General features: G+C 63.1%; 19 protein-coding genes. 11 read left to right on the forward strand and 8 right to left on the reverse strand.

What is annotated here, in order from left to right; translation table 11 throughout:
* The first annotated feature begins 7 nt into the window (after positions 1–7).
* On the forward strand, positions 8–4,210 hold the full coding sequence (locus FQ755_RS23710) for a bifunctional nitrate reductase/sulfite reductase flavoprotein subunit alpha (RefSeq protein WP_144157456.1): 4,203 nt from the start codon (positions 8–10) through the stop codon (positions 4,208–4,210).
* 10 nt (positions 4,211–4,220) lie between these two features.
* Here the strand turns inward: FQ755_RS23710 and FQ755_RS23715 are convergent, their stop codons facing one another.
* Positions 4,221–6,155: a tetratricopeptide repeat protein gene (locus tag FQ755_RS23715; RefSeq protein WP_144157457.1), complete on the reverse strand. Its 1,935-nt coding sequence runs from the start codon at positions 6,153–6,155 to the stop codon at positions 4,221–4,223.
* Between the two features lie 176 nt (positions 6,156–6,331).
* Between FQ755_RS23715 and FQ755_RS23720 the strand changes: the two genes are divergently transcribed.
* Complete coding sequence (locus FQ755_RS23720; protein WP_144157458.1) at positions 6,332–8,263, forward strand: S9 family peptidase; 1,932 nt, start codon at positions 6,332–6,334, stop codon at positions 8,261–8,263.
* A 4-nt stretch (positions 8,264–8,267) separates the two neighbouring features.
* Here the strand turns inward: FQ755_RS23720 and FQ755_RS37580 are convergent, their stop codons facing one another.
* The gene (locus FQ755_RS37580) at positions 8,268–8,426 is read right to left on the reverse strand and encodes a hypothetical protein (protein WP_186308643.1); all 159 of its coding nucleotides are present in this window, start codon (positions 8,424–8,426) and stop codon (positions 8,268–8,270) included.
* A 386-nt stretch (positions 8,427–8,812) separates the two neighbouring features.
* On the opposite strand from FQ755_RS37580, the gene FQ755_RS23725 reads away from it, so the two are divergent.
* Together FQ755_RS23725 and pgm are read left to right on the forward strand one after the other, a co-directional pair.
* Positions 8,813–10,108 (forward strand): MFS transporter, encoded by a 1,296-nt coding sequence (locus tag FQ755_RS23725; RefSeq protein ID WP_144157459.1) that lies wholly within the window; start codon positions 8,813–8,815, stop codon positions 10,106–10,108.
* Between the two features lie 173 nt (positions 10,109–10,281).
* Positions 10,282–11,928: a phosphoglucomutase (alpha-D-glucose-1,6-bisphosphate-dependent) gene (gene pgm / locus FQ755_RS23730; protein WP_144157460.1), complete on the forward strand. Its 1,647-nt coding sequence runs from the start codon at positions 10,282–10,284 to the stop codon at positions 11,926–11,928.
* 22 nt (positions 11,929–11,950) lie between these two features.
* Here pgm and FQ755_RS37585 read toward each other — a convergent pair whose 3' ends face one another.
* The 6 genes from FQ755_RS37585 to FQ755_RS23760 form a co-directional block, all read right to left on the reverse strand.
* On the reverse strand, positions 11,951–12,406 hold the full coding sequence (locus FQ755_RS37585) for a hypothetical protein (RefSeq protein WP_186308644.1): 456 nt from the start codon (positions 12,404–12,406) through the stop codon (positions 11,951–11,953).
* Between the two features lie 93 nt (positions 12,407–12,499).
* Complete coding sequence (locus FQ755_RS23740; protein WP_144157462.1) at positions 12,500–12,835, reverse strand: gamma-butyrobetaine hydroxylase-like domain-containing protein; 336 nt, start codon at positions 12,833–12,835, stop codon at positions 12,500–12,502.
* Positions 12,832–13,827 carry a HEAT repeat domain-containing protein gene (locus FQ755_RS23745; protein WP_144157463.1) on the reverse strand — a complete coding sequence of 332 codons (996 nt, stop codon included), beginning with the start codon at positions 13,825–13,827 and terminating at the stop codon, positions 12,832–12,834. Before FQ755_RS23745 ends, FQ755_RS23740 begins: the two co-directional genes overlap by 4 nt.
* 101 nt (positions 13,828–13,928) lie before the next feature.
* Entirely contained in the window at positions 13,929–14,174 is a 246-nt protein-coding gene (locus FQ755_RS23750; RefSeq protein ID WP_074299197.1) for a ferredoxin family protein, read from the reverse strand.
* Positions 14,175–14,186: 12 nt separating this feature from the next.
* On the reverse strand, positions 14,187–15,926 hold the full coding sequence (locus tag FQ755_RS23755) for a fumarate reductase/succinate dehydrogenase flavoprotein subunit (protein WP_144157464.1): 1,740 nt from the start codon (positions 15,924–15,926) through the stop codon (positions 14,187–14,189).
* The gene (locus FQ755_RS23760; RefSeq protein ID WP_144157465.1) at positions 15,923–16,693 is read right to left on the reverse strand and encodes a GntR family transcriptional regulator; all 771 of its coding nucleotides are present in this window, start codon (positions 16,691–16,693) and stop codon (positions 15,923–15,925) included. Before FQ755_RS23760 ends, FQ755_RS23755 begins: the two co-directional genes overlap by 4 nt.
* Before the next feature lie 290 nt (positions 16,694–16,983).
* Here FQ755_RS23760 and FQ755_RS23765 point away from each other — a divergent pair, with 290 nt between their 5' ends.
* The 7 genes from FQ755_RS23765 to FQ755_RS23795 all read left to right on the forward strand — a co-directional run bounded on the left by FQ755_RS23765 (position 16,984) and on the right by FQ755_RS23795 (position 25,995).
* Positions 16,984–18,039, forward strand: a complete 1,056-nt coding sequence (locus FQ755_RS23765; RefSeq protein WP_144157466.1) for an ABC transporter permease subunit — start codon at positions 16,984–16,986, stop codon at positions 18,037–18,039.
* Positions 18,033–18,857, forward strand: a complete 825-nt coding sequence (locus tag FQ755_RS23770) for an ABC transporter ATP-binding protein (RefSeq protein ID WP_144157467.1) — start codon at positions 18,033–18,035, stop codon at positions 18,855–18,857. The genes FQ755_RS23765 and FQ755_RS23770 overlap by 7 nt, the downstream gene beginning before the upstream one ends.
* 133 nt (positions 18,858–18,990) lie before the next feature.
* On the forward strand, positions 18,991–20,025 hold the full coding sequence (locus tag FQ755_RS23775) for an ABC transporter substrate-binding protein (RefSeq protein ID WP_144157468.1): 1,035 nt from the start codon (positions 18,991–18,993) through the stop codon (positions 20,023–20,025).
* Positions 20,026–20,638: 613 nt separating this feature from the next.
* Positions 20,639–21,409, forward strand: a complete 771-nt coding sequence (locus tag FQ755_RS23780) for an EAL domain-containing protein (protein WP_186308645.1) — start codon at positions 20,639–20,641, stop codon at positions 21,407–21,409.
* A gap of 265 nt (positions 21,410–21,674) precedes the next feature.
* Positions 21,675–23,870 (forward strand): catalase/peroxidase HPI, encoded by a 2,196-nt coding sequence (gene katG, locus FQ755_RS23785; protein ID WP_144157470.1) that lies wholly within the window; start codon positions 21,675–21,677, stop codon positions 23,868–23,870.
* 222 nt (positions 23,871–24,092) lie between these two features.
* Positions 24,093–25,400 (forward strand): MFS transporter, encoded by a 1,308-nt coding sequence (locus FQ755_RS23790; RefSeq protein WP_144157471.1) that lies wholly within the window; start codon positions 24,093–24,095, stop codon positions 25,398–25,400.
* A gap of 100 nt (positions 25,401–25,500) precedes the next feature.
* Complete coding sequence (locus FQ755_RS23795; RefSeq protein WP_144157472.1) at positions 25,501–25,995, forward strand: hypothetical protein; 495 nt, start codon at positions 25,501–25,503, stop codon at positions 25,993–25,995.
* Positions 25,996–26,294: the final 299 nt, after the last annotated feature.

The following is a 26,294-nucleotide window of genomic DNA, read 5'->3' on the forward strand; positions in this document are numbered from 1 at the left end:
CCACGTGATGAGCAGCGCAAGCGTCAAGACGGTGTGTCCCTACTGCGGCGTCGGCTGCGGAATGGTGCTGCAGGTGAAAGACGGCCAGGTGGTCAAGATCTCCGGTGACAAGGAGCATCCTGCCAACTTCGGACGGCTCTGCACCAAGGGGACCTCGGCGCACGTCGCGCTGCGCAAGTCGGGACGGCTGGAAAGCGCTTTCCAGCGCGACGAGCGCGGCAGCGACCCGATCCCGCTGCCGCTCGATCAGGTGATGGCGGACACCGGCCGCCGCCTGCGCACAGTGCTCGATACACATGGCCCGGACGCGCTGTCGTTCTATGTGTCGGGACAGATGTCCATCGAGGCGCAGTACCTCGTCAACAAGCTCGCCAAGGGCTTTGTCGGCACCAACAACATCGAATCGAATTCGCGGCTGTGTATGGCGAGCGCCGGCAGCGGCTACAAACTTTCGCTGGGCGCCGATGGTCCGCCGGGCTCCTACGAGGATTTCGACAAGGCCGATCTGTTCTTCGTGATCGGCGCCAATATGGCCGACTGCCACCCCATCCTGTATCTGCGCATGATGGAGCGCGTCAAGGCCGGCGCGAAACTGATCGTGGTCGATCCGCGCCGCAATACGACCGCGGAGAAGGCAAGCCTGTTTCTGCAGATCAAGCCGGGCACCGATCTGGCGCTCCTGAATGGTCTGCTGTATTTGCTGCATGAAAATGGTGATACGGATTCCGAATTTATTTCCGCCTTCACGGAAGGCTGGGCCGATCTGCCCACTTTTCTCGCCGATTACACGCCGGAAAAGGTCGCGGCCATAACCGGCATCCCAGCAGCCGATATCCGCACCGCCGCGCAATGGATCGGCGCCGCGCCCGAGTGGATGAGTTGCTGGACCATGGGGCTGAACCAGAGCACGCACGGCACCTGGAATACCAACGCGATCTGCAATCTGCATCTGGCGACGGGCAAGATTTGCCGCCCGGGCAGCGGCCCGTTTTCATTGACAGGCCAGCCGAATGCGATGGGCGGCCGCGAAATGGGCTACATGGGACCGGGCCTGCCTGGCCAGCGTTCGGTGCTGGTCGCGGAGGATCGCGCATTTATCGAGGACCTGTGGCGGATCGCGCCGGGTACGCTCAAAACCACGGTCGGGCAAGGCACCATCGATATGTTCTCGCGCATGGCCGTGGGCGAGATCAAGGCGTGCTGGATCATCTGCACCAATCCGGTGGCAAGCGTCGCCAACCGGCAGACCGTGATTGCCGGATTGCAGGCCGCCGAACTGGTGATCGCGCAAGATGCGTTTCTCGACACAGAGACCAACCGCTATGCCGATGTCCTCTTACCCGGCGCGTTGTGGGCCGAAGCAGAGGGCGTCATGATCAACTCCGAGCGCAACCTCACGCTCATGCGCAAGGCCATCGACCCGCCGGGCGCGGCGTTGCCCGACTGGCAGATCATCGCGCGAGTGGCCTGCGAAATGGGCTTTGCCGACGCGTTCACTTATGCATCGGCAGACGAGGTGTTCGCGGAGATCACGCGCGCGTCGAATCCGAAGACCGGCTACGATCTGCGCGGCGCGAGCCACGCGCGGCTGCGCGAAACCCCGTTGCAGTGGCCGTGTGCGCCGGATGCGGCGCATGACCGCAATCCGCTGCGTTATCTGAACGACGGCGTCAGCCAGACGCTCAAGGAAGCGCCGGACGGCAGCCGTCCCGCGCTGGTGTTTCCGACGCCCAGCGGCAAAGCAGTGTTTTTCGCGCGGCCGCATACGGACCCGGCGGAAATGCCGGCGCCTGAGTTTCCGATTGTGCTCAACACCGGGCGCCTGCAGCACCAATGGCACACGATGACGAAGACCGGCAAGATTCCGATGCTGAACAAGCTCAATTCGCAGCCGTTCATCGAGATTCATCCCGAGGACGCCAGCGCGCTGGGCATCGCCGCGAAAGACCGCGTGGAGGTGCGTTCGCGGCGCGGCCGCGCCGTGCTGCCCGCCGTGGTGACCGACCGTGTGCGCGCCGGCTCCTGCTTTGCACCGATGCACTGGAACGACGTGTTCGGCGAAGACCTCTGCATCAACGCGGTGACCAACGACGCGGTCGATCCGATTTCGCAGCAACCGGAACTCAAGTTCTGCGCAGTGGCGCTGGCGCGGGTCGAAGCGGAACCCGTTTCGCTGGACGATTCGATCGATTCCGCCACCATCCAGTCCAGCCTCGAAACCGCCAGCCCGGTGCTGGCAGATGATGTCAGTTCTACGAAGGAAAGGGACATGTCCCGTATCGACGCTCTCGTGCGCGTGCTCGGCTTGCCCGAACTGCCCGCGCCGCAACTCGACGAGGCGCAGCGCGCTTACGTCTCCGGCTTCATTGGCGGCTTGCGCGCGAGCCCTGGCGGTGTCACGGACGGGGTGCCTGTGCTGCCCGCCAGCGCGCCGCTGCCGTTTGCCGCGCGGGTCTGGTTCGACGGCCTGCTTGCGGGTCTTTACAGCCGGACGGGCACCCCTGCCTCGTCGTTGAACGGCGCGCCGCCGGCCGAGATCGATGCGGGCGCGACGTCATCCGCTGCCTCGGTGCGTATTGCCCGAGCACGGCCAAAGGTGCTGCTGCTGTGGGCCTCGCAGACAGGCAATATTGAATCGTTGACGGAGCAGTACGCGACGCAATTAATGGAGTCCGGCTTTGATATCCGCACCGCCTGTATGGCCGATTACGACGTGGCCGCATTGGCGAAGGCGCAATACGTGCTGCTGATGTCGAGCACATTCGGCGACGGCGATCCACCCGACAACGGCGCGGGTTTCTGGAGCGCGCTGAAGGCGGACGATGCCCCGCGCCTCGATAACGTGCGCTTCGCCGTGCTGGCCTTCGGCGACCGCAATTACGACGCGTTTTGCGGTCACGGCCGCGCGCTCGATACGCGCATGGCGCAGCAAGGCGCCACCCGCATGCTGCCGCGCGTCGACTGCGACGCGGAGTTTCAACCCACGGCCGACGCGTGGCTCGAACAGATCGTCGTGCGTATCAAGGAAGAGGACGCGGCACTCCATGACGTCCCCGCGGCCGGCATGATTCCCTCGGTGTTGCCAGGCGCGCTCGCGACCAAGGCGCATCCTGCGGCTTCGCGGCTCGTGGCGAATCTGCGGCTCAACAAAAAAGGCGCGTCGAAGGACACGCGTTACTTCTCTTTGTCGACGGACGAGTCAGGCCTCGAATACGAAGTGGGCGACGCCCTGGGCGTGTGGCCGAGCAACTGCCCGGAACTCGTCGACGAACTGATTGATTTAAGTGGGCTCGCCGCCGACACCACCGTCAACGTCAGCGGCGTCGGCGACATGCGTCTTGCCGATGCGCTTGGCAAGCACTACGAAATAGCCCGTCCCAATCCCGAAGCATTGGCGTTTATCGCCTCGCGCGATTCCAGTGGCGCGCTCGCTGCGCTGCTCGCCGAAGACCGCAAGGCGGATCTGAAGAAGTGGTTGTGGGGACAACAGTTGGCCGACGTGCTGCACGAGTTTCCGGTGACGCTGGCGGCGTCCGAGTTGCTTGGCGTGCTCAAACGCCTGCAGCCACGGCTTTACTCGATTGCGTCGAGCCCGAAAGCGCATCCGGGGGAGGTACATCTGACGGTGTCGGCGGTGCGTTATAACAACGGCCGGCGTCAGCGCAAAGGGGTGTCGTCCACTTTCCTCGCGGATCGCGCCGGTGACGTCAGCGTGCCGGTGTATGTACAGAAGTCCGCTAATTTTCGCCCGCCGCGCGATGGCGATACGCCGATGATCATGGTCGGACCCGGCACCGGCGTCGCGCCGTTTCGCGGCTTTCTGCACGAGCGTCTCGCGCGCGGCGACAAGGGCCGTAACTGGCTGTTCTTCGGCGAGCAGCACGCTGCAACAGACTTCTATTACGGCGATGAACTGGCCACGATGCGCGAGAAGGGCTTGCTGAACCGACTCGACCTGGCGTTCTCGCGCGATCAAAGCGAGAAGATCTACGTGCAGGACCGTATGCGCCAGCATGGCGCCGAGTTGTGGGCATGGCTCGAAGCCGGTGCGCACTTCTATGTTTGCGGCGACGCGAGCCGGATGGCCAAAGACGTCGATGCGGCCTTGAAAAAGGTGGTAGCCGGTCACGGCGGCATGAGCGAGGAAAAGGCGCTCGAATATGTCAACCGGCTCGCGCGGGACAAGCGCTACGTGCGGGATGTTTATTGAAGGATGTCTATTAAAACGAGGCGTGCGCCGCCAGAAGACGCTGCAGTTCGGCGCGCACCTGTGCAATCACGCTGTCCCAATCGCCCGGGGCCGGTTGCCGGAAAATCTTCATGCTCGGATACCACGAACTGTCGTCGCGCTGCGTCATCCAGCGCCAGCAGGTGTCGAAGCGGTTGAGCAACCATACCGGTTTGCCGAGCGCGCCCGCCAGATGCGCGACCGAGGTGTCGACGCCGATCACCAGGTCGAGCTGATCCACCAAGGCGGCGGTGTCTTCGAAGTCGTGCAAATCTGCAGTATGGTCGACGATAGCGGGTCCCTTCCAATTCGCCGCTTCGAGTTCCCGTAACTGCGACACGGCGGGTTCGCCTTTCTGCAGACTGAAAAACTCGGCGCCTGGCAGATTCAAAGCGGCAAACTGTGTCAGCGGAATCGACCTACGCGCATCCACAGGGCGCTGCACCGCCAGCGAACCATGCGGCGCACCGGCCCAAACGAGGCCCACCCGAAACGCATGCCTTGGCCCAAGTCGCTTTTGCCAGCCCAAAGTTTTTTCCGCGCAGGGCGATACGTAGCGCGGCGCGGATGGCACTGTTTCCAGCGTCGTGCCGAAAGCCAGCGGCAGGCTCATCAGCGGACAATGAAGGTCGAATGCGGGCAGAGCCTCGCCCGGCGCGAGCACCTGAGCAACGCCATTTATCGCCCTGATCAACGTCGTGAGCGACGCGGGGATCTGCACGATTACCGTTGCCCCGCGCTCGGCCACCATGGGCAGATAGCGGCAAAACTGCAGGCTATCCCCCAGCCCCTGTTCGGCGTGCACGAGAATCCGTTTGCCGTGCAGCGATTCGTTGCCGAGCCATAATGGCTTGTCTGAAATCAGTTCGGATGACTTAAGTTGTTGTGTACGCCAACGCCATTCGTATTCCGCCCAACCTTCGCGGTAGTTCCCCAGCGTCAGATTACAGAGCGCGTGATTGAAATGCGCGGCGGCGTGGTTGGGCGAGAGCGCGATGGCCGTCTCGTAGTGAGCCAGGGCCTCGGTGTGCTGTCCTGATGCCTCCAGCGCCATGCCGCAATTGCAATGAGCGTCCGCGTGCGCAGGATCGAGGCGGATTGCGATGGCAAAATCAGCCAGGGCCTCGCGATGCCGCCCCCAAACATGCATCAACAGGCCGCGATTGTTGTAGATGTCGGCGTTGCGTGGTTCGAGCGCGCTTGCGGTCTGGTACGACGCTAACGACGCCTCGTATTGCCCGCTAGCGCGCAATGCGTCTGCACGTCCCCAATGCGAGGCGGCGTGATGGGGCATCAACCGGATCGCTTCATCGTGGCTCGCCGCGGCCTGGGCATAGCGCGCCATGGCAAAGAGCGATAGCCCGAGATTAAAGTGCGCGAGTCCGTAATCCGGCTGGAGTGCGATGGCGCGCTCGAAGCAGCTGATTGCCTGCGCATGCTGACCGAGTGCCTTGATAGCCAGGCCCCGGTTGTTGTGAAACGACGCCTTGGCTGGATCTAGCGCAATTGCCTCGTCATAGTCCTCCAGCGCCCGTTCATGTTGCCCAAGCGCGTGGTAGGCATTACCCCGGTTATTCAGCGCGTCGGCATGATTCGGCTTGCGGCGCAGCAGTGCATCATAGCTGGTGATAGCGGCTTCGTATTGCTGCGTCATCTGTTGCGCTTCGCCACGCAGAAAATAGGCGTCGGCGAGTTCTTCATTCTCCGCGAGGGCGCGGTCGAGCCAGCCGATCGCTTCGTGTGGCTGGCCGCTGCGCAGCGCGATAAACGCCAGCAATAGCAACACTTCGCAGGAACCGGGCGCGAGTTGCAATGCAGCGAGGCATGCCTCGCGCGCCTGCGCGGTTTGTCCGCCCTGATATAGCGTCGCGCCTTGTAGCGCCAGTTGCTGTGCTTGTGCGGCCTTGTCGGGCGGGGAAGGTGTCATGCGATGCGAGCCAGGGAGTCACGGCGGCAAGTATACGGCCTAACCGGCACACCGCGCTCGTGCGTCCGTTCTTGCGCGCCCATTCTCGCGCGCCATTTGCGCTCCGCCAAAATCCGGCTATCCTGCCTGATGCCATCGCCGTCCCACATTAATCGCGTTAGCCTGGGGAGTTTCCTGTGACATCGACCGCAACGGACGTTCCGCTCATTGCGCGCGCACACCTGTTTGGCAATCCGGAGCGCGCTTCCGTGCATATCAGTCCGGACGGGCAGTACCTGTCGTGGCTGGCGCCTCTGGATGGCGTGCTGAATATCTGGGTCGCACCGGTTGACGATCCGGACCAGGCGCGAGCCGTGACGAGCGACACGAAGCGCGGTATCCGCATCCATGGCTGGACCTTCGAGGGTCAGCTTTTCTATCAGCAGGACGTAGACGGCAACGAAGATTTTCACCTCTACGTCGTGGATCTCGACACCGGCACCGCCCGTAACCTGACGCCCTTCAAAGGCGTGACGGTGCATGTCGCGCGCGTCAGCAAGGTGGTGCGCGACCGGATTCTGGTCGCGATGAACCAGCGCGATCCGAAGTATTTCGATCTGCATACGCTGAACCTCGCGACCGGCGAACTCGTGCTGGTCGAACAGAACCCCGATTTCGCCGGCTTTATCACCGATCGGCTCTACCGCACGCATTTCGCCACGCGCACGGCAAGCGACGGCACCAGCGAGGTGTTCAAGCGCAACGCGCAAGGCGAGTGGGCTCTCTGGACCACCTTTGCCACGGAAGACGCGCGGACTTCCGGACCCCGTCACCTGAACGCGGACGCCAGCGCGCTGTTCATGTTCGACAGCCGCGGCCGCGATACGGCCGCTTTGACGCGCATCGATCTCGCCAGCGGCGCGACCGAGGTGGTGGCCGCCAACTCGCGCGTCGATCTGTTCAGCTTCATGCTGGATGCCGATACGCTCGAGCCGATAGCCTATTCCGTCAACGTGGAGCGCCCCGAATATGTTGCGCTTACAGCGAAAATCCAGCGCGACCTCGATTTCCTGAACAGCAGGCAACTGGGCGACTGGCATGTCGCGGCACGCACCGAGGACGACCGGCTGTGGATCATCAGCGCCGCCTCGGATACCCGGCCGGCAACGACCTACCTGTATGACCGCGAGCCGCAGACGCTACGCACGCTGTTCGAGCATCGTCCCGAGCTGGCCGGGGCGCCGCTCGTGCCGATGCAGCCTGTCGTGATCCGCTCGCGCGACGGCTTCGAACTGATCTCCTATCTGACGCGCCCGGCCGGTGCCGATCAGCCAGGGCCGCTCGTGTTGCTGGTTCACGGTGGACCCTGGGGGCGCGACGGATTCGGCTTTAATGCCGGGCACCAATGGCTCGCGAACCGCGGCTATAGCGTGCTGAGCGTCAATTTCCGCGGCTCGAGGGGCTTCGGCAAGACCTTCGTGAATGCCGGCGATGGCGAATGGGGCCGCCGTATGGACGACGATCTGCTCGACGCCGTGGCCTGGGCCGTGGATCAGCAGATCGCCGACCCGTCACGCGTCGCGATCATGGGCGGCAGCTATGGCGGCTATGCGGTTCTCGCCGGCATGACGCGCAATCCCGAGCGCTACGCGTGCGGCGTGGCCGTTGTCGGGCCATCCAATCTGGAGACGCTGTTGGCGAGCACGCCGCCTTACTGGGAGTCGTTTCGCACGCGGCTCATGCAGGCTATCGGCGACCCAACGACCGAAGCGGGTTTGGCGCTGCTGCGCGAGCGCTCGCCGGTGCATCAGGCCGACCGCATCCGCCGGCCGTTGCTGATCGGGCAGGGCGCGAACGATCCGCGCGTCAAGCGGGCCGAGAGCGATCAGATGGCCAACGCGATGAAGGCCAACGGCATCCCCGTCACCTATGTGCTGTTTCCGGACGAAGGCCACGGTTTCGCGCGCCCTGAAAATCGCATTTCGTTCAACGCGATTACGGAGGCGTTTCTCGAACGGCATCTGGGCGGGCGCGCCGAACCGATGCGGGAGGCGGAGTGGAACGGCTCGAGCGCCGAGATACTCGAAGGCGCGGCGTTGCTCGACTTGCCTACCCGGCAGAAGGATTAGCACGCTAGGCGCCGAAGAACGGCGTGCAGTAATCCGGCGGTCCGACGCAATCGCCCGGGCCGTCGGGCGCGCCGTGCAACGCGGCGCATCCGCATAGCGTCGCCCCGGCGGCGACGTAGACGGCGAGCCGAATCAATCGTAAATAAAGAGTCCGCGGTTTCATGATGTTCCGTCATTCGAGAAGGGCGCCGGCGCGAATGCGTGGGGCGGCCGTGTGACAGGCAGGATAAGACGCGCGCGCTATCGCAAGCGAGGCGTGAAAATGAAGAGATATTTAGAAACCAGCTGATCCGGTCTCAGACGACCATAGTGGCTGGTTGTCGTACAACAGGTCGAGCTTAGGCATGAAAACCTCGCTCACGCCGGGCCTGAAGCGCCCGCACGAATCGCTTATTGAATAACGATTTACCTTGCGTTTACCGGGTAAACACCCGTCCCTCCGACCTTGCTCCGATCCCCGCTTAAGACATACGATGTCTGCCGAGGTGAATTCCGTATCGGCCTGCGGATCGCCGGCAAAAAATATCCGGATCGGAGAGAGACATCATCATGGGAATCAAGGTAAAAGGGCTGCGCTGGTGGATGATCGCGTTGCTGTCGCTCGGCACGGTCATGAACTACCTGGCGCGCAGTTCGTTGAGCGTCGCGGCGCCAACGGTCATGCAAAACCTGCACATCAGCACCGCGCAGTACGGCTGGATCACCGGCGCGTTTCTCGTCATGTACCCGCTGGGTGGTCCGCTCACCGGTTATCTGATGGACCGGATTGGTCTGCGTTTCGGCTTTCTGCTGTGCGGTCTCGCGTGGTCGGTGATCTGCATGGCGCATGGTTTCGCGACCGGCTGGGTGGGTCTGTTCGTATTGCGAGGCATGCTCGGGCTCGTCGAGGCCTCGTTTATTCCGGCCGGCATGCGCCTCGCGGCGTTCTGGTTTCCGCTGCGCGAACGCGCGATTGCGGCGGGCGTGTTCAATATCGGCACCTCGGTCGGCGCGATTGCGGCGCCGCCGCTGATCGCCTGGTCCATCCTGCGCTATAACTGGCAGACTGCGTTCATCATCGCGGGGGGCATCGGTTTTGTGTGGGCGATACTTTGGATTGCTTTCTATCGTCATCCCAGCGCGCACCCGGCATTGAGCGAGCGGGAAGCCGCGCATATCGTCGACGGCAAGCAGTTGGGTCTCGCTGAAGACGGCACGAAGCCAAACCTCGGCGAGATCTTCCGTTCGCGCAACTTCTGGGGCATTGCGCTGCCGCGATTCTTCGCCGATCCCGTCTGGGGCACGCTGGTGTTCTGGATGCCGCTTTATCTGCATCAGGCGCGAGGTTTCGATCTGAAAGCGATTGCCATGACGGCGTGGCTGCCGTTCGTCGCGGCGGATATCGGTTGCATGATGGGTGGTTCGGTGTCCTTTCTTTTGAACAAGCGCTTCAACCTGTCGATTGTCAACGGCAAGCGGGTGGTCTTCACCGGCGCCGCACTGTTGATGACGGCCATGACCGGCGTCGGTTACGTGAAGTCGCCAGGCATGGCGATTTTCCTGTTATGCCTCGGCGGTTTCGCGCATCAGACCCTGTCCGTCACGGTGATCTCGATGTCAGCGGATCTGTTCCCGCGTCATGAGGTCGCCACCGTTACCGGCTTTGCCGCGTTGAGCGCGGGAATCGGCAACCTCGGCTTTACGCTGGTCATGGGCGCGCTGGTGGCGACCATCGGTTACTCGCCGTTCTTCGTGGCCCTGGGGCTGGGCGATCTGGTCGGGGTGGCGCTGATCTGGAGCCTGGTGCGTCCGGCTCTCGCGGAACGGCGCGCGAATGCGCAGTTGACGGGGACCGCGAGGGCGTAGTTCGAGCAGGAGCGAAAGTTGCTACTGGGGTATGCTCGGGTAATCCGGGGCTCCTGAGCGGTGGGATAAGTGATTCAATGGATAACGTCGCCGGCGTGCGCCGCGACCATGCCAAAGCATCGCGACGCATCCCCCGCGCCTCAACTTTTGCGAACGATAAATGGATGGCATCCATGAAGCTCAGTCCTCTCGCCGGCAAGTCCGCGCCGCACGGCATGCTTGTCAATATTCCCCGTCTCGTCACTGCGTACTACGCTGAAAAGCCGGACCCGGCCGTGGCTGCGGAACGCGTCGCGTTCGGCACCTCGGGGCATCGCGGCACGCCGTTCGAGCGCGGCTTCAATGAGTGGCATGTGCTCGCGATCACGCAGGCCATCTGTCACTATCGAAAGCAGCAGGGTATCGACGGGCCGCTTTTTCTCGGCATCGACACGCATGCGCTCTCCGAGCCCGCCCACGCCAGCGCGCTCGAAGTACTGGCCGCCAATGGCGTGGAAGTCATGATCGCGGCGCACGGCGAATACACGCCCACGCCCGCCGTCTCGCGCGCGATTCTGGTGTACAACCGCGGCCGTACCTCGGGGCTCGCGGACGGCATCGTGGTCACGCCGTCGCACAACCCGCCCGATAGTGGCGGCTTCAAGTACAACCCGCCCAACGGCGGCCCGGCGGACGGCAGCGTCACCGGCTGGATCGAAAAGGCGGCGAACGCCTTGCTCGAAGCCGGTCTCGACGGCGTGCTGCGCATGCCGCTCAGCCGTGCGCTGGCCGCCTCCACCACGCACCGGCACGATTACCTCAACGCGTATGTGGAGGATCTTGCCAACGTGATCGACATGGACGTGCTGCGCGGCGCGCCGATCCGCCTCGGTGTCGATCCGCTCGGCGGCGCGGGCGTGCACTATTGGGAGCCGATTGCGCAACGTTACGGCCTGAATCTGACCGTGCTCAACGACGAAGTGGATCCGACCTTTCGCTTCATGAGCCTCGACTGGGACGGCAAGATTCGCATGGACCCGTCGTCGCCATACGCCATGCAGCCGCTGCTGGCACAGAAGGATCACTTCGACGTGGCCTTCGCCTGCGATACCGATCACGACCGGCATGGCATCGTCACGCGCGGCGGGGGTCTGCTGCCGCCTAATCATTATCTGAGCGTGATGATCGATTACCTGTTCGCGCATCGGCCGGGCTGGCCGGCGCAGGCGGCGGTGGGCAAGACCATCGTCAGCAGCCAGATGATCGATCGCGTCGCCGGCAACCTCGGCCGCCGGCTTCATGAGGTGCCGGTGGGTTTCAAATGGTTCGTCGACGGTCTGGTGGACGGCTCGCTGGGTTTTGGCGGCGAGGAGAGCGCGGGCGCGAGTTGTCTGCGACTCGACGGCACGGCGTGGACCACCGACAAGGACGGCATCGTACCCGCCTTGCTGTCGGCGGAGATCACGACGCGCATCGGCCGCAATCCCGCCGAAATCTACCGCGATCTGACGCAACGGTTGGGCGAGCCCGTCGAACGTCGCGTGCAAGCCGCCGCCACCGCGCCACAGCGGGCCAGGCTGGGCAAACTCGCGCCGGCGCAATTCCCGCACACCGAACTGGCTGGCGAGAAAATCGAGCAGGTGCTCGACCGCGCGCCGGGCAATCAGGCGGGCATCGGCGGCATCAAGGTGATGACGAAGAACGGCTGGTTTGCCGCGCGTCCGTCAGGGACCGAGGACATCTACAAGATTTACGCGGAGAGTTTCCTCGGCGACGAGCACCTGACCCGCATTGTTGAGGAGGCCCAGGCAATGGTGGATAGCACGCTGGCGCAAGCATAGCGTGCGAGCCGACGCCATGGCTTCAGCTCTTTTCGCGCAAGGCCGCGACATGCAGTTTCGCGGCCTCATTGCTGTGAAACAGCCCGCGTAACGCCAGCGAGAGCGCCGTTTGCGCTTCGTGCGCGACGGCGCTACGGTCGTCGTCGAAGTGCTTGACGGCGTTGCGCAGGTGGCGCGCGGCATCCTCGTGAAGCTCGGCGGCGATCGCGTGATGCTGGGCTGCGCCTGCATGGCTGTCGAGAGGGCCGTCGGTGGGCGGCACGACGAGCGGCGCGCCGGTGTGGTGCTTGAGGGCGTCGTTGGCGCGCTCAATGGCATGCAAGGTGTGGCCGTGCGCCAGCATCGCCTGATGGGCGGCGTGCGCAAAGTCCTTGCCGTCCTCGAAATGCCGCGACGCCTCGCGATGCAGGCGCCCGGCCTGCTCGTGATGCGACGCCGCAGCCTCCAGATGTTCCTTTTTGCTGTGTTTGGCGTTCATGTCTCCTCCTGGGCAATCGGTTGACCCCGTGCCGGTGTGGAGCGGAGCACGAGCCGCCAGGGGCGCTGCGCGATGGCCGGCGGGCAGACCATGTTACGCCTCGCCAGGCGTTTGTCCATGCGCCTGATCCCGCGGTGACACCTGCGTCTCCGCAAGCTGCGCCAGGTAGTGCCAGGGATAGATGCCGCGCGCATGGCCGTCGCTGAAGACGAGCTGCACGCCATAACCCATTGACTGCACGTCGACGAGTGTGACGTCGTCCGACGTATGCAGCGCACCGCCGTCGATCCGGATGCGGCGGCATTCGGCACACGCACAGGCCTGCCGCAATTGCGCGTGTGCCAACTGCTGTTCGCGCCCATCGGGCCAGTGCAGTGTCAGCCTCCGCGTGACGGCGTTGCTGACGATCTGCGGCGGCGCGTCGTTCATGCGGCCGCGTCCTCGATCTGTTGCAAGGCGATGCGCACCGCTTTGCGCACATCCGGGTCGCGATCCTCGAGTGCCTCGCGCAGTGCGGGCAAGCTGCGCGGATCGCGTATTTCGCCGAGCGCCAACGCTGCCTCCTTGCGCAGATTGCTGACGGTATGGGCGAGAAGAGCGGCGACTGCGGACGCGGCCTCGTGGTTGCCGATCTGGCCAAGCGCGCGCACCGCACGCAGGCGAACCTGCCAATAATCGTCGTCGAGCGCCGCGAGCAGCGGCTCGTACGCCCCGGCGGCACGCAGTTTGCCGAGGGTGGTGGCCGCTTCCTCGCGTACTTGCCAGGCGTCGTCGCGCAATGCGCCAAGAAGCGCGGAGGTGACGACTGCATCGGTCGCTTCCGCAAAACCGAGTGCGCCGACCGCGGCGCGCCGCACCTCCGTTTGCGCATCTCCGGTCGCCAGCGCGGCGAGCGGCGCCAAGGCACGCGGGTCTTTCAGCCAGCCGAGCGTGCCGACCGCTTCAAGCCTGACGCTGGACGTGCTGTCGCCGAGCGCGTGCAAGGCCGGATCGAACGCGCGGCTATCGCGCAGTTCGCGCAAACCTCGCAATGCCGCGGCCCGCACGAAGGGCTCTTCGTGCGCGACCCATTGGCTCAATATCGCGCCCGAGGCGGGATCTTTCAGTTCGGTGAGGCTTTGTGCGGCGGCGGCACGGACGGTTTCATCCGCATCGAGAAGCGCGCCGCACAGGGCTTCGACAATCTCCGCCTGTTCCCATGACGCGAGCACTCGCGCCGCTTCCAGCCGGACTTCCGGCGCGGGATCGTCGCGCAAGGCGGCCACCAGCGCCGGCAGCAGTTCGACCTCTTCGAGGTCCGCGATGTCGAGCAGCGCGATGCGGCGCACGGCGGCGTCCGCGTCGGCCAGGCGCGCGAGTAGCGCGGCGCTGGCGGGATCGGTTGCGTCGAGGTGAGGAGGGTTAAAAGACGGCACGGTCATGGGCAAAAGATTCGCACAGGATGATTGATCTGAAGGTCGAGGTCGGATTCTGAGGATTGATCAGGATTGCCAGGTATAAATGATTGCCGCGCGAATATCGTCTACCGCAACAGATAAGGAATTTCGACCTTGACCGCCCCGGTGGGGCAATCGCGCTCGCAGGGCATGCAATACCAGCATTCGTCGAACTGCATGTAGGCTTTGCCTTTGCTCAGATCGATAGCGAGCAGATCGAGCGGGCATACGTCGACGCAAACCGTGCAGCCTTTATCGGCAATGCAGAGGTCTTCGTCGATCGTCACGGGCGCGCTGCTGCGCTGAAGAATATCGTGCGGGGTATAGGACATGGTGTGCCTCGGTCAAACCGTTTCAGTGAGCGTAGCCGACTCGCGGATGCGCAATTTCTGGTAAGCGCCGCGCTCGTCATCGGCAAGCGGCACGACGTAGGGCTCGACCGCGCGCTTCTCGCTCGTCATGCGGCCATGCTCGTCCTTGCGCAGATGCGTATGGCAAAACCACTCGGCGTCGTTGCGCTGCGGGTAATCGACCCGGTGGTGATACAGACCCCAGCGGCTCTCGGTGCGAAACAGCGAGGCGCGTGCCGCCATTTCCGCGCAATCGCGGATCGCCCGCACTTCGGCGGCCCGCATCAGTTCATGGGGATTGAGCGCGCGAATCGCGTCGATGTCCTCGGCGATTTCGTCGAAGCGTTGTAACCCGATCTCCATCTTGCGCGTCACTTTCGGCGGCTGCAGGTAGTCGTTCACCATGCGGCGCAACTTGTATTCGACCTGCGACGGCGCGTGTCCATGCTCGCGTTCGAGCGGGGCGTAGATGCGCGCCCGTTCGGCGGCAATCTGCTGTTCGTCGATTGCCGCGTGCTCGCGGCCGGCCACGTAGTCCGCCGCGTTCTGGCCGGCAAACCAGCCATATGTGAAGGCGCCGAGCATGTAGTTATGCGGCACCGCCGCCATATCGCCCGCTGCGTAAAGTCCCGCCACGGTGGTTTCGGCCCGCGCATTCACATAGACGCCGGAGGCACTATGACCGCTGCAAAAGCCGATCTCCGAGATATGCATTTCGACCATCTGCTGCCGGTAATCGGTGCCGCGTCCTGCATGAAAGCGTCCGCGGCTCGGACGTTCGTTGGTATGCAGAATCTGTTCGATCGTCTGGATGGTTTCTTCGGCGAGGTGATCGAGTTTCAGAAACACCGGTCCGTTGCCGCTTTGCAGTTCCTGATAGAACTCCCACATCATCTGGCCGCTCCAGTAATCGCATTCGATGAAGCGCTCGCCCTTGCCGTTCGCGGTGAAGCCGCCAAGCGGTCCAGTGACGTAGGCGCATGCAGGTCCGTTGTAGTCCTTAATAAGCGGATTGATCTGGAAGCATTCGAGGTTCGCCAGCGCAGCCCCGGCGTGATAGGCCATCGCATAGCCGTCGCCGGCGTTGGTGGGGTTTTCGTAGGTACCCATCAGATAGCCGGAGGCGGGCAGGCCGAGGCGTCCGGCCGCGCCGCAGCAGAGAATCACCGCTTTGGCGCGCACCACGTAAAAATCCGCCGTGCGGCAGTCGAAGCCGAGCACGCCGCAGACACGCCCCTGTGCATCCGTCAGCAGCCGCGTCGCGACGATCCGGTTGGTCAAGGCAATCCGCGCCCGCTTGAGTTGCCGATAGAGCACTTTCTTGATGTCGTGGCCTTCCGGCATCGGCAGCACATACGAGCCCATGTGATGGACTTTCTTGACCGCGTAGTCGCCGGTGCCGTCCTTCTCGAACTTCACGCCCCAGCGATCGAGCTGCTCGATGGTCGTGAAGCTGTGCTTTGCGTAGGCATACACGGCTTCCTGATCGACGATGCCGTCGTTGGCGATGGTGATTTCGCGCGTGTACTGTTCGGGCGTGGCGTGGCCCGGAATCACCGCGTTGTTCAGGCCGTCCATGCCCATCGAGATGGCGCCGCTGCGTTTGACGTGAGCCTTTTCCAACACCAGCACCTTCAGGTCCGGATTGCGCTCTTTCGCCTTGATGGCGGCCATCGGCCCGGCGGTGCCGCCGCCCACCACCACAATGTCGTACTCCAGAACATGCGTATTCATGGGGCTTTCCTCGTCGTGCCGCGCGGTTTGTGGCGGTCCGTGCGCAAGCGGTATTGAAACGCGTCGCCACGGAAGTAGAGATATTCGTAGTCGATCGGCGCACCGGACGCATCGTGCGTCAGGCGCTCGATGCGCAGCACCGGGCTGCCTTCCTCGACCGGCAGGGCAGCGGCTATCTCGTCGTCGGCGAGGATCGCGTCGATGGCGACGTCGGCATGGCCGAGCGCCACGCCGCAGTCGTTTTCGAGTATCAGGAAGATGTCGCGGGTGACGAGATCGGCGCTCGCGAGGCGCTTGCCGAATACTTCGGGTAACCAGGTAATTTCGAGCGAAACAGCCTCGCGATTCAACAGACGCACCCGATGGATCTCGGCGACAGGCGCACCTTCCGGCAGATTCAGTTTGGCGGCGACCTGCCGGCTCGCTTCGACGATACGAAAACTGCGCAACTGGTTGACGATTTCATAGCCCATCGACGTCATCGCCTCGCCGAAGCCCTGCAGCGAGGTGACATTCTGAAATGCCTTCGGCTTGGAGACGAAGGTGCCTTTGCCATGCAACTTGAACAACAGTCCCTCTTTCTGCAGATCGCCGAGCGCCTGACGCACGGTGATGCGGCTCACGCCGAACAGCGCGCACAGTTCGTGCTCGGACGGCATCTGGCTGTGCGGCGCGTAAGTGCCGTCGAGAATCCGGCCGCGCAAGGTGTCCTTGATCTGCGCATAGAGCGGCTGCGGCGAGAAAGGCACGAGATTGGATTTGGGCATGAATCACTTGTCATAACAAGATGAATGCAGAGTGTAGTCAGGAGGGCGGCCGTAGCAAACCAAGCATTTGCGATATCTATTGGCGGCTTTGCTGATAAGCGCCACCTGAAAGCGACGACGGGACGCGTTGCACCGGCGCGGGGCATCGGCGAGAACATGCAAACCTTAAATGTCGGATTCGAATAAACATATACAAATCGAATAATTCTCAACGGCGTTCCGGACCGTTACGCTGTGCGTTGAATCCGTCCGCGAGGACGTTTGCCGGCCTGACGGAGCGTGTTACTACCGTGTCTACTCAATCTGAAACGATCCCTTCGAGCACGGCGCGCGCGAGCCGCGCGACGCCATTGCGTCATGTGTCGCGGCGCGTGGTGATCGCCGGGCTCGCCGCCCTGGCATGGCTGGGCAGCGCCGCGCTTACGCAATGGTGGCCGAATCTCGACGATTGGCCCTACACCAGCGAGCTCGTTGCTATCAAGCTCGTGCTCGCGGCGATTGCCGCGCTGCTCGGCATCGCAGGGTGGCGCGTGCGCCCGGGCGAAGCGGACCAGAACGAGGGTCAGGATCCGCCCTCGCGCATCGACCGCTGGCTCGGCGCGATGCCGTGGCTGGTTGCATTGGCGCTGGGCGTCACGGTGTGGGAAGTGCTGACGGCGAAGCTCGAATGGCTGCCGCGGCCGTTCTTCGCGCCGCCCCAGGCGCTGATTGCCGTCTACGTGGAGGACTTCCCGCGTCTCGGTTCGAGCGTCGTGCATTCGCTCGGCCTGCTCGCGTATGGCTATGCGCTGGGCGCCGTGACGGGCTTCGTGATTGGCGTGAGCATCGGCTGGTCGCGCGCGGTGAGCTACTGGCTGCATCCGGTGTTGCGCCTGATCGGACCGCTGCCGTCCACCGCGTGGCTGCCGTTGGCGTTTTTCTTCTTTCCGTCCAGCTTTAGCGCAAGCGTGTTTCTGATTGCGCTGGCCACGGCGTTTCCGGTGGCCGTGCTGACATGGTCGGGCGTCGCGGGCGTGAACGCCGCGTACTACGACATCGCCCGCACGCTCGGCGCGCGGCCGTCCTTCCTGATTCTGCGCGTGGCGATTCCGGCCGCGTTGCCCTCGGTGTTCGTGGGTCTGTTCATGGGCCTTGGCGTGTCGTTTTCCGTGCTGATCGTGGCGGAGATGATGGGCGTAAAAGCGGGTCTCGGCTGGTATCTGCAATGGGCCCAAGGCTGGGCCGCGTATTCGAACATGTACGCGGCGTTACTGGTGATGGCCCTGATGTGCTCGGGCCTGATCACGCTGTTGTTCCGCTTTCGCGACCGTTTGCTCGCGTGGCAGAAAGGATTGCTCAAATGGTAGCCATACCCGCATTGAACGAAGGGCCGCCTGCCGCGCAGCGCGGCGGTGCGCGCATCGACGTGCGCAACGTCAGTCACCGGTTCACGTTTCAGGGCGCGGCGTTGCCGGTGCTACAGGAGGTCGACTTCGCGGTGGAACCGGGCGAGTTCGTCGCGCTGCTGGGACCGAGCGGCTGCGGCAAGTCCACGTTGTTGCGCCTGGTCGCGGGCCTCGATAAACCTGCACAGGGGAGTGTCCATGCAGATGGCGCCGTGATCGAAGGGCCGGACCCGTCGCGCGTGGTGGTGTTTCAGGACCCGACGTTATTTCCGTGGCGCACGGTGCGCGCCAATGTAGGCCTCGGGCCGCAAGCGCAGCGTCGCAAGCACGGCTGGTGGACCAAGCAGGAACCGGATGGCGTCTCGCAACGCATCGATGCGGCACTCGAACTGGTTGGCCTCGCCGAATTCGCCGATGCCTTTCCGCATCAACTCTCCGGCGGCATGGCGCAGCGTGTGGCGCTTGCGCGGGCGCTGGTGAACGATCCGGCGCTGCTGGTGCTGGACGAACCGTTCGGCAAGCTCGATTCGCTCACGCGCATCCGCATGCAGGGCGAACTCGTGCGGCTGTGGCAGGACGCGCAGTTTTCGGTGCTGCTGGTCACGCACGATGTTGAGGAAGCCTTATTTTTGGCGAATCGCGTCATCGTGTTCAGCGAACGGCCGGCGCGAATTGTCGCCGAGGTTCACAACGACGCGCCGTATCCGCGGCATCGCGACGACCCAAAGCTGGTTTCGTTGCGCCGTGAGGTACTCGCGCAACTCGGACTGGAGGCGTGAGCGATCGATGTATGAACGCCCGTGCGCAAATGCACGAGTGTCTCCATGCGCGTCGCCGCGTCTCGCGCAGCACAAAACCTGCGGCACAAAACCCGCAGCATCAGACCAATAATGACTTGAGGAACCACCCGCCATGACATCTTTCGACGACACTTCTCCCGCCAGCCTCGCGCGCCGCGCGTGGTTGCGCAAGACGGCGTGGGCCGCCGGCGCGGCGGCGCTGGGCGGCACGTCGCTCGGCCTGTCCAGTTCGCTCGCCTTTGCAGAAGCGCCGCTGACACCGCTCAAGCTTTCGTGGAACGCGGGCGCAATCTGCACGGCGCCCGTCGCGGTCGCGGTCAAGCAGGGCTTTTTCAGGCAGCACGGCTTGCAGGTCGAACTCGTCAACTTCGCCGGTTCGACGGACCAATTGCTCGAAGCCATCGCCACCGGCAAGTCGGATGCAGGCGTCGGCATGGCATTACGCTGGATCAAGCCGCTGGAGCAGGGCTTCGACGTCAAGCTGACTGCGGGTATCCACGGTGGCTGCATGCGCCTGCTGGCGACGCGCGCATCGGGAATCGTCGATCTGCAAGGTCTCAAGGGACGCACGGTCGGCGTCAGCGATATGGCCAGTCCCGCGAAGAATTTCTTCGCCATCACGCTCAAGAAGCTCGGCGTCGATCCGGACAGCCAGGTGCAATGGCGTCAGTATCCAGCGAGTCTGCTGGGCGAAGCGTTAAAAAAGGGCGAAGTGCAGGCCATCGCGGACGGCGATCCGACCATCTGGAGCATTCGCGACTCGGACCATCTGATCGAAGTGTCGAACAACCTGTGCGGCGAATACGAAAACCGTGTGTGCTGCGTGCTTGGTGTGCGGGGATCGCTGGTGCGCAAGGATCGCGCGACAGCGCAGTCGCTGACCCAGGCACTGCTCGACGCCACCGAATGGACCGCCAATCATCCGGCCGAAGCGGCAGCCATTTTCTCCGAGCACGCGCCGCAGGCCGATGTCGGCCAACTCACGGCCATGCTCAAAAGCCACACGGACCATCATCATCCGGTGGGCGATGCGTTCAAAAAGGAAATCGCGCTTTACGCGGATGACCTGAAGACCGTGGGCGTCGTCAACAGCGGCACGGACTCGGCGCGCTTTGCAAACCGCGTGTTTGCGGACGTGCTGGTGTAAGTCGAAGCGGGCAAAGGGGCTGCGCGTGGATATGTGCGCGGCCTCCTTTGCAGGCCGTGAGCGGCCGCGCAGCGGTTTATCGAATCTCAGGCGCCGCGTGGAAGACACCGCGGCGTTCCTCCCCGAAAAATTATCAACGCCATTATTCCGGGTTCAGCAAACCGGCGAAAAGCCGCATCCTCTCCTTGAAGACTTCTGTTCCAGCCCTCCAAGGCAGACGCGTTATGCGCGTCGCATGGCACAACGCTGCCCCGATATATAGCGCCGCTGCGACGTCCAAGGCCCTCCTTACCACGCGGCCGTAAAGCCATGGGCGTTACGTCACGCCGTAACATGCGCGCCGTAACACCGCCGTGCAACACGTCCGGCGAGACCGTGGGCTAACGAACGTTCCTATCTGCCACGGCGTGATAAACCCTTGTTATAGAAAGATTTTGTCCGTGTCATAAGGCGACGCGCCGGTTGCGCCTAAAATTGGCATGCAATTTGCGCACAGCAGTCCATTTGGCATGGGATAGGGCGGGTCATGCAGGCCAATCAGAACCGGAGTCAGCCGGAGCGTCCGCGCACTGGCGGTGCGGTAATCACGCTATCAAGCAGGCAGAAGAATCGAATGGCCAAGGGGAATGGACAGGATGGACTCGGGCCTCGCGTGTCGCACGGACTGCGCGCGGGCGAGTTCCATCTCATGTTTCAGGGTGTCTATCACGTAGGCACGGGCCGGTTGTCGCGCGTCGAAACACAGGTGCGCTGGACGCATCCCGAGTACGGGCTGTTGCTGCCTGGCGTTTTCATGGCGCAGATCGAGTCGGCACAAGTGCTGTATGAACTGGCCTGTTTTATGGTGCGAAGCGCTTGTCGCGAACTGGGCGCCTGCGTCCGGCAAGGACTCGAACCGTGCCGGATCGCGCTCGAGGTGGATCCGTCGGTGGTGCTGCATGAGCGTTTTGCCCAGGACGTCAGTGAGATTGCGCGCGCTGAGGGCGTCGCGCCTAATCTGCTCGAAATCGAACTGGCCGAAAGCGAGGATGCCGCGCAACTGCTGTCGATCCGGGCGTTGAGCGGCGAGCTTCGGGATGCGGGCGTGGCAATGTCGTATGGCAATTTCGGTGCGGGCGGCGCGTCGCTGACGTACCTCGCCACGCTTTGCGTGGATACCGTGAAGCTGGCGCCCGGCATCCTGGCCGCCGTGCCGCACGACACGCGCGCCTGTGCGGTTGCAGCGGGCCTGTTCACACTGCTCGATTCGCTCGGCGTGAGGATCGTGGTGAGCGGCATCGAGACGGCGGCGCAGGCGGAGTGGGTGGGTCGGTGGGAGAATGTTTTCGCTCAGGGTCTGTATCTGGCCAAGCCGGTGAAAGGCCTGGCTGAACTGCTGGGCTGATCCGGCGGGCAGGGTGCTTTCTCTGCCTTCGACTTTAGAATATAGGAATGCGAAATAATATTCTGGGGTGCCTGGCATGATCAGTAAAGCCTGATCGAACGCACAATCCGGATTGGAAGATCCGCCGGTTCGTGCAGGCAAACTGTCAGGCAATACCTCCCAAAAGAAGGCCTGACGCCCGTCCACGCAGGCGCAACGCCGTTGGTATATCCTGTGGCCTCATGTTCTGACAGGAACAAACAGGACGCACCGAAGGAGGAAGCGCATGTCGACCGAAGCGAAATGTCCTTTCAACCACACATCCGGCGACGGCACGTCGAACCGGGACTGGTGGCCGAAGCAACTCAACCTGAAAATCCTGCATCAGCACTCGTCGCTATCGGACCCGATGGACGAGGGCTTCAACTACGCCGAAGCATTCAAAACGCTCGATCTCGCCGCCGTGAAGAAGGACCTGCTGGCGGTGATGACCGACTCGCAACCGTGGTGGCCGGCGGACTTTGGCCACTACGGACCGTTTTTCATCCGCATGGCATGGCATAGCGCGGGCACCTATCGCACCGGCGACGGCCGCGGCGGCGCCGGTGCCGGCCAGCAGCGCTTCGCGCCCCTCAATAGCTGGCCCGATAACGTCAGCCTCGACAAGGCTCGCCGGCTGATCTGGCCGGTCAAGCAGAAATACGGCCGCAAGATTTCCTGGGCCGACCTGATCATTCTCACCGGCAACGTCGCGCTGGAATCGATGGGCTTCAAGACCTTCGGTTTTGCCGGTGGCCGCCCGGATGTCTGGGAGCCGGAAGAAGACGTCTATTGGGGCACGGAAAAAATCTGGCTGGAAGGCGACAAACGCTATTCGGGGGTACGTGACCTCGAAAATCCGCTGGCGGCGGTGCAGATGGGCCTCATCTACGTCAATCCGGAAGGTCCGAACGGCAACCCGGATCCGCTCGCGGCGGCCGTGGATATCCGCGAGACGTTTGCTCGCATGGCCATGAACGACGAGGAAACGGTGGCGCTCATCGCGGGCGGCCATACCTTCGGCAAGACCCACGGCGCGGGTCCCGCGACCAGCGTGGGAGCGGAACCGGAGGCGGCGCCCATCGAGCAGCAGGGTCTCGGCTGGAAAAGCAGTTATGGCACGGGTTCCGGCGGCGACGCGATTTCCAGCGGCCTGGAAGTGACGTGGACCAGCACGCCGACGCAATGGGGTAACGGCTTTTTCGAAAACCTGTTCGGCTACGAGTGGGAATTGACGAAAAGTCCGGCCGGCGCGCATCAGTGGAAGCCGAAGGGCGATGCCGGCGCCGGCACCATTCCGGACGCGCACGATCCGTCGAAGCGCCGCGCGCCCACCATGCTGACCACCGACCTCGCGCTGCGCTTCGACCCCGCTTACGAAAAAATTTCACGGCGCTTCTTCGAGAATCCGGACCAGCTCGCCGACGCGTTTGCGCGCGCGTGGTTCAAGCTGACGCATCGCGACATGGGTCCGCGTGCGCGCTATCTCGGCCCGGAAGTGCCGGCCGAAGAACTGATCTGGCAAGACCCGATTCCGCCGCTCGATCACGAAGTGGTCAACGCGCAGGACATCGCAGCACTGAAGGCGAAAATCCTTGCGGCGGGCTTGTCGGTTTCGCAACTGGTGTCGACCGCATGGGCGTCCGCTTCGACGTTTCGCGGCTCGGACAAGCGGGGCGGGGCGGACGGCGCGCGCATTCGTCTCGCGCCGCAGAAGGATTGGGAGGTCAATCAGCCCGCGCAACTGGCGAAAGTGCTGGAGACTCTCGAAGGCATTCAGGGCGAGTTCAACGGCGCGCAATCCGGCGGTAAAAAGATTTCGCTGGCCGACCTGATCGTGCTGGCCGGCAACGCGGGTGTCGAACAGGCCGCGAAGAATGCCGGTCATAATGTCACGGTGCCGTTCGCGCCGGGACGCATGGACGCCTCGCAGGCGCAAACGGATGTGGACGCCTTCGCCGTGCTCGAACCCATCGCGGATGGTTTTCGCAACTACCTGAAGAGCAGGTACGCGGTGACGGCTGAAGCGTTGCTGGTCGACAAGGCGCAACTGCTGGAATTGACCGCGCCGGAAATGACGGTGCTCGTCGGCGGCCTGCGAGTCCTGAATGCCAATCATGGACAAAGCCAGCACGGCGTGTTCACGAAGCGGGCGGGAACGCTGAGCAACGATTTCTTCGTCAATCTGCTCGATATGGCCACGGAATGGAAGCCGGTATCGGAAGAGCGAGAAGTGTTCGAGGGGCACGACCGCGCCACCGGCGAATTGAAGTGGACCGGCACGCGTGTCGATCTGATCTTCGGCTCACACTCGCAGTTGCGGGCGCTTGCCGAGGTCTACGCCAGCACGGATGCGCAGGAAAAGTTCGTGCGTGACTTCGTCGCTGCCTGGGTCAAGGTGATGAACCTCGACCGTTTCGATCTGGCCGATCACAAACGGTAGGCTGTAGACGGCTGATCGTGGGAGCACAACGGCTGGTCGCGAGACCGGCCGTTTTTGTTTCTACATCGAGCGCCGATAACGCAAACGCTATCGCCTCATGCGGTTTCGACATTGGAGCGGGGAGGCCGCATCCGTACACTGGCCGTTCAGTGCCGGTCAGTCACCGATTGCCCAAGACAACGATGAATGGCCGCGCAAAGGCCATCCGGATGGAGACACGAGTTGGACAAACAGACCCTTTCCGCCGCGGCGGCGCCACCCGCTCGCTTCAATTACCGCTGGCATGTGCTGCTCTGGCTGCTGGTGGGCGGCATCATCAATTATATGGACCGCGCCAGCCTGTCGATTGCCGCGCCCGGCATGATCCACGAACTCGGCCTGACCCGCACGCAGATTGGTCTGCTCGGCAGCGTGTTCGCATGGACTTATGCCGTGATGCAGTTGCCGGCGGGTTGGGTGATCGACCGTTTCGGCGCGAAACGCGCCTACGCGCTCGGCATGATCTGGTGGAGCGTCGCCACCTGGTTGACGGGCGTGGTCGGTTCCATCTCGGCCTTGCTGGTGATGCGCGCCTTGCTCGCGGTAGGCGAAGCGCCGTGCTGGCCGACCTCCGCAAAAATCACCGCGGCATGGTTTCCCGCCAAGGAACGCGGCTTCGCGACCGGCGTGTGGGATTCGTCATCGAAGTGGGGACCGGCGCTTGCACCCGCCATGCTCGTTGCGCTTATGATCGCATTCGGCTGGCGTTCGCTGTTTCATGTGACAGGCGCGTTCGGGATTGCGTTTGCCTTGCTGTTCTTGATGTTTTATCGCAACCCGATCGACAGCAAACGCCTGTCGAAACCGGAACTCGCTTATATCGAAGCGGGCGGCGGGGGTCACGAACGCTCGCTGGCGACCTCGTCGCTCAAGTGGCGCTCGCTGTTCACGCGGCGCAGCGTGTGGGGCATGATTCTGGGCTACTTTTGCACGATCTGGCTGTGGAATATCTTTCTGGTGTTCCTGCCGCTGTATCTGCTCGACCGCTTTCATATCTCGTTCACGCAACTCGGCGCGGTGGCGGGAATTCCGTGGGCCGGTGGCGCGCTCGGTGAAATCGCCGTCGGCTACCTGGCGAAGAAGATGGTGGATCGCCAGCTTGCCTCGCCGATCGACGCCAAGCGGCTGTTGATTGCCGGTTGCGCGACAGGCGCTGCCGTGTGCGCGATTGCACTGCCGTTTACGCATGCGCTCAGCGTGACGCTCGTGCTGTTTACCGTCGGCCTCGCGTTCATCGCCGCCGTGGTGGGGTCGGCGTGGGCGCTCGCGGCGGATATCGCGCCGTCGTCGATGGTGGCGTCGGTGAGTGCAATCCAAAACTTTGGCGGCTATTTTGGCGGGGCGTTTTCACCGGTCGTGGCAGGGTTTGTCGTCGACCATACGGGCTCTTATGCACTTGCCTTCATTTCGGGCGGCGTGATCGCCGGATGCGCGGCGCTGTTCTACTGGTTCATGGCCCGTCAGCCGATCCGCGACGACAACGCGGCATAAGCCAAGCCGAGGCATCAAGACGCGGCATCGTGGCAGTTTGTGCGCGCCCGGTGCTGCGTCGTTTATGCTTCTGTTTGCCCCTGTTCCATTGGAGAGTTTTTTGCCCACCTGGCCGCGCCTCGTTCTGAGCCTTGTCATACTGCTTGCACCGTTCTCCGCCTTTGCGCAGAAGTGCTGGATGGTCGGGTGCGCCGGCAACATAGGCTACCTCTATATCCCCGATAGCCAGATTGCCGTGCTGCCGGAGACTCACGCTGTCACCGTCAACGCGGTGAGCTACAAACTGGATACCTCCGGCAAGCTCCTGCACGAGTACGGCTTGCCGGCGGTCGGCTCGGTTATCACGCTCAATAGCGCGGCTGTTCTGCTGAAATACAAAGGGATCGAAGATCCCTCCGTACTCAAGGAGACCGCCAAATGGGCCTACGATTACGACGCGCAAGGGCACACCGCTTCGCTATACCAGTACAAGATCGACGAAGCATTGGGTGATGCCATGCGCGGTGGCGCGACGCTGCAGGTGCTGGGCTACGTCGGCGACAGGGCCTGGGGCTACTCGCATCTCTTTGCCCTCGTCATGGTGAAGTCGGACTGAGCTGGCGTGCGGCGGTCTGATCGGCTTGCACCCCCTTCGATTAAGTTTCACGCCGCTTCAGCGGCATTTCGCGCCGGGTGTCGTCGATTGGTCGCATCATCGATTTCCTGTCGGGTAAGGATCGAGGACACAACTCCGGATGAAGTGAAATGGTTCGAAAGCGTCGATCCTGTAGTCCGGAGAGTAAAAAAACATCAGGACTGTGAAGTGTTGTCAAAGTTAATCCAAAACAGGTTCCTGCCATGGAAATTTTTGTTGGAATCCGTTAGGTTTGCGACAGCACAGTAAAAAGGAATTGC

Source organism: Paraburkholderia sp. BCC1885 (genome assembly GCF_900996235.1).
In the GTDB taxonomy this organism is placed as follows: Bacteria; Pseudomonadota; Gammaproteobacteria; order Burkholderiales; family Burkholderiaceae; genus Paraburkholderia.